The following is a 4,518-nucleotide window of genomic DNA, read 5'->3' on the forward strand; positions in this document are numbered from 1 at the left end:
CGTCCTGACGGTTTAGAAGAAGCCGTCGTCCTCGTAGTAGTTGTTGACGACCACCTGCGGGTCGTCGTCGAAGGCCTCGTTCAACAGCGCGCCGCCGACCAGGCCGGCCGCGCCGGCGCCGATCAGCGCGCCGGTGCCGAAGCGCCGCCCGCCCTGGGCCTGCTGGCCGGGCACCTGCGGCGGCTGCCCCTGCTGGACCGGCTGCGGGTAGCCGGCCTGCGCCGGGGTGTAGAACGGCGGGACGGTGGTCTGCACCCGCTGGGCGCAGGCCACGCAGGCCTCGATCTGGCGCGGCACGCCCCACTGCGGCGACCAGTACACCGCCGTGGTGCCGGCGCCGTGCGAGGGGTCGAAGAAACACGTCACGGGGAAACTCCCTGGTCCTTGCTGGGTCATCGGAACGGCGGGCGCGGCGGCGGGCAGTACGGCCGGCACCGGGGCCGCGACCGGCGCGGGCGGAGCGACGGGCGGGGCGGGCGGCGCGACCGGCGGCTTCACCGGGGCGGGCGCGGCGGCGGGCGCCGACTGAAGGACGTCCACCCCGAAGTCGGTGGCGATGCCCGCGAGACCCTCGGCGTACCCCTGCCCGACCGCCCGGAACTTCCAGTCCGCGCCGTGCCGGTACAGCTCGCCGAACACCATCGCCGTCTCGCTGCCGGCCTCCGACGCCACGTCGTACCGGGCCACCTCGGCGCCGCTGTCCGGGTCGACGACCCTGATGTGGGCGCCGCGGACCTGTCCGAAGGACTGCCGCCGCTGCGCCGCGTCGTAGATCGCCACCGCGAAGACGACCTTCTCCACCCCGGCGGGGACCTCCGCGAGCCGGACCTCGACCTGCTCGCGGTCGGCACCGCCGCCGGACCCGCCCAGGTGGCGGACCGAGCCGTCCGGGCTCCGCAGGTTGTTGAAGAAGACGAAGTGCTGGTCCGAGGCGACCTTCCCGTCCGCCCCGCAGAGCAGCGCGCTGGCGTCCAGGTCGTACCCGGCCCCGGCCGTCCAGCCCAGGCCCACCCGCACCACCCGCACCCCGGGGGCCTGCTTGCCCAGGGAGACGTTGCCACCCTTCGTCAGGGCCACGCTCATGGAACTTCCTCCACCACCGTACGAGTACCGCTGTTCGACCACGACAACGCTGTAGAACTCGCGGCGGTTCCCGGTCGAACCGTCGGCTTTCCGTCCGCGCCGAAACACCCTCCCACCAGCGGCGGAACGCCGCCCGCGGCCCCCTCGACGGCACCGCCCGGTACCGGACGGGCCGTTCCGGAAGCCCCCGGGCCGGCGTGCGGCGTACCGTGTCGGCACTCTGGCGGGCCGTCAGGTCCGGACCTATTGTCAGCGCACATGACATGTCTACGCCGCACCGCCGGACTGGCCGCCGCGCTCGCCGGAACCCTCGTCGCCCTGCTGGCCCCGGTCGCCGCCCAGGCCGCCCCGGCCGGCTGCCGCACCTCCGCCACGGTACCGCTGGACGCCGAACAGGCCCGCCTCCAGGACGCCCGCACGGCCGGCTTCACCGAACGCTCCGGCCTGGGCGAGCTGCTCGGGGGCTTCCCCTCCGCGCTGTGCGCCGCCCGCAACGCCCGGCAGGCCGAGCGGGTGGCCGACACCTGGGGCCGGACGCTCTGGCAGGCGGGCGTGGACCGCGCCCAGGGCCGGCGGCCGAGCGGCGAACTGCCCGCCCGGGACGACCGCCCGCTGTACTGGACCAGGCTCGCCATGACCGTCCAGCTCGCCCGCTGGCAGCCCCGGTTCGACGTCGACCACGCCGCACTGCGGGCCCGTTTCGAGGACGCCTCGCGCGGTCTGGACGACGGTTTCAGCGCCGCCCCCGGCGTCCGGCGGATCTTCGTCAGCGGCTTCGACCCGTTCGGCCTGGACGCCGAGGCGCGCCGCGCCAACCCCTCCGGCTCGGCCGTCCTGCAGCTGCACGGGCAGCGGATCACCCTCGCCGACGGCAGCGCCGCCGAGGTCCGGGCGGTCGTCCTGCCGGTGCGCTACGGGGACTTCGACCAGGGCATCGTGGAGCGCGCCTTCACCCCGCACCTGCGGCCGGGCCGGCAGTCCGCCGACCTGATCACCAGCATCAGCCAGGGCTACCCGGGCAAGTTCACCCTGGAGGAGTGGGCCGGGCGCGCCCGCTCCGCCGATCCGGCCACCGACAACGTGGCCGCGCTCTCCGGCGGCACCTCCCAGCACCCGGTGGACGCCCCGGGGCTGGCCCCCGGGCCGCAGTTCGTCCGCACCACCCTGCCGACCGACGCCATGAGGGCCGTCCAGCAGCCCTTCCCGGTGCTGCTCAACACCTTCGTCACCGAGATCCCGGCGGGCGCCACCGCCCCGGTCTTCCGGCCGGACGGCCCCACCCCCGGCTCCCGCGCGGTCGCCGGTGGCGGCGGCGGGTACCTCTCCAACGAGGTCGCCTACCGCTCCAACCGGCTGCGCCTGTTCCTCGCCCCGGACCTCCCCGGCGGCCATCTGCACACCCCGGTCCTGAACGGGCTGCCGACCGACCCGGGCCGGCTCACCGCACCCGAGTTCGAGCAGAACGAGGCCGCGATCGGCGACGAGGTGCGGGCCATCCTGAGCGCGGCCAGGCTCTGACGGACCGTCCGGGCGCGCTCCGGGGGCGGTCCGGGCCGTGCTCCGGGCGCGGTCCCGGGGCGGTCCCGGGGGGGGGGCGCCCGCTACGCCGGGTCGGCGAAGCGGGTGCCCGCCGCGCGGGCCCGCGACTCGGCGATCTCCGCGTAGGCGGCGTCGCGGCCCGCCCAGTGCGAGCCCTCGACGGACTTGCCGCGCTCCAGGTCCTTGTACACCTGGAAGAAGTGGGTGATCTCCAGCAGGTCGAACTCGCGCAGGTCGCCGATGTCCCGCAGGTCCGCGTAGCGCGGGTCGTGGGCCGGGACGCAGAGCACCTTCTGGTCCGGGCCGCGTTCGTCGCGCATCACCCACATGCCGACCGCCCGGCAGGTGAGCACGCAGCCGGGGACGGCCGGCTCGCCGCCGAGCACCAGGGCGTCCAGCGGCTCGCCGTCGCCGCCGAGGGTGCCCTCGACGTAGCCGTAGTCGGCGGGGTAGGCGGTGGCCGTGAAGAGGGTCCGGTCCAGCCGGATCCGGCCCACCACGAAGTCCATCACGTACTTGTTCCGCGACCCCTGCGGGGTCTCGATCATGACCTCGAACTCCACCGCTGGCCTCCTCCTCGGCTCCTGGGGGGATTGTCCGCCGTCCGGACGGCCACCGGAAGCACCCCCGCCGTTCGGCCGCCGCCGAGACCTCCCGGGGGCCCTGCGCACCCTGGTGCCCGTGCGCCAGGTCTCGATTGTGCGGCGGAAGTGACGGCCCGACAATTCTTCGTCCACGATTCCTCTACGGTGACGCCTGCAACAGCCGTCACCATGCAAGAGGGGGCACGCCCATGTCCCGGAGCCGGAAGCTCCACCGCCTCAGCAACCCCGACGCCGACGAACGCCGCGCCCAGCGCGCGCTCTTCCGTCACCTCCGCGACGACACCAACGCCAACCGCGGCCGGATGTCCAGGCGCGTCCGCGAACTCCAGCTCCTGCTGGCGATGGACCCGGTCGAGTTCGAAGGCCTCATCGCCCGGCTGATGGAGGCGATGGGCATGAAGGTCGAGCTCACCGCCCGGTCGCGGGACGGCGGGGTGGACGTCCGCGGCATCGACCCCGACCCGTTCCGCGGCGGCAACGTCATCGTGCAGGTGAAGCGGTACCGGGACACGGTGGCGCCCACCGCGGTGCGGGACCTGTACGGGACGCTGCGGCACGACCAGGCCGCGACCAAGGCCGTCCTGGTCACCACCAGCAGGTTCGGCCCCAGCTCGCACCAGTTCGTCGCGGGCAAGCCGATCACCCTGCTCAACGGCTCCGAGCTGGTCGGGCTGCTCAAGCACCACGGCTTCCACGAGGTCTTCGCGGCCGCCCAGGACGGGGCCTCCGCCGAGGCCGGCGCCCTGGACGGACTGCCCGCGATCGAGGTGGCCGCCGAGCCGTCCCGGCTGCTCCTGCACTGGACCGGGGAGGAGGAGTACGACATCGCCGCCCTGGTCTGCCGGGGGAACGTGGCGCTCTCCGACGACCACTTGGTGTTCTACAACAACGGCTCCACGCCGGACGGTTCGGTGCGGCTGGTGACCGGCTACGGCGACGCGAACGCCTGCCTGATGGTCGACTTCGACGCGCTGCCCGCCGATGTCGACCGGCTGGTGGTCATCGCCGCCGCCGACACCGAGAACCACCCCGGGGCCACCATGGGCGGGTTCGCCGGGCCCGCGCTGATCCTGGAGGCCGGCGCCGGACAGGACGCGGCCGTGGTGCACCTGGCGGACGGCGCGGAGACCAACACCGCGATGCGGCTCGGCCGGTTCGACCGCGAGCCGTCCGGGGACTGGGGGTTCACCCCGGCCCTCGCCGGATACCCGGGCGGGCTGCGGCAGGCCGTGACCGCGTACGGCCTGGAGGTCGTGGACGCCTGACGTGGCGCGACACGACGTGAGGTGAC

4 protein-coding genes are annotated in these 4,518 nt (G+C 74.5%); 2 read left to right on the forward strand and 2 right to left on the reverse strand.

Going from position 1 to position 4,518, the window contains the following annotated elements; genetic code table 11:
• Nucleotides 1–12 precede the first annotated feature (12 nt).
• A complete protein-coding gene (locus ACFU6K_RS32220; protein WP_380669057.1) occupies nucleotides 13–1,083 on the reverse strand; it encodes a TerD family protein in 1,071 nt (356 codons plus the stop codon).
• 258 nt (nucleotides 1,084–1,341) lie between these two features.
• On the opposite strand from ACFU6K_RS32220, the gene ACFU6K_RS32225 reads away from it, so the two are divergent.
• Nucleotides 1,342–2,601 (forward strand): pyroglutamyl peptidase, encoded by a 1,260-nt coding sequence (locus ACFU6K_RS32225; protein ID WP_380669059.1) that lies wholly within the window; start codon nucleotides 1,342–1,344, stop codon nucleotides 2,599–2,601.
• A gap of 83 nt (nucleotides 2,602–2,684) precedes the next feature.
• Here ACFU6K_RS32225 and ACFU6K_RS32230 read toward each other — a convergent pair whose 3' ends face one another.
• Nucleotides 2,685–3,185, reverse strand: a complete 501-nt coding sequence (locus ACFU6K_RS32230) for an inorganic diphosphatase (protein WP_380669061.1) — start codon at nucleotides 3,183–3,185, stop codon at nucleotides 2,685–2,687.
• Between the two features lie 230 nt (nucleotides 3,186–3,415).
• On the opposite strand from ACFU6K_RS32230, the gene ACFU6K_RS32235 reads away from it, so the two are divergent.
• Nucleotides 3,416–4,492: a restriction endonuclease gene (locus tag ACFU6K_RS32235; protein WP_380669063.1), complete on the forward strand. Its 1,077-nt coding sequence runs from the start codon at nucleotides 3,416–3,418 to the stop codon at nucleotides 4,490–4,492.
• Nucleotides 4,493–4,518 lie beyond the last annotated feature (26 nt).

This window comes from Kitasatospora sp. NPDC057512 (assembly GCF_042802135.1).
Lineage (GTDB): Bacteria > Actinomycetota > Actinomycetes > Streptomycetales > Streptomycetaceae > Kitasatospora.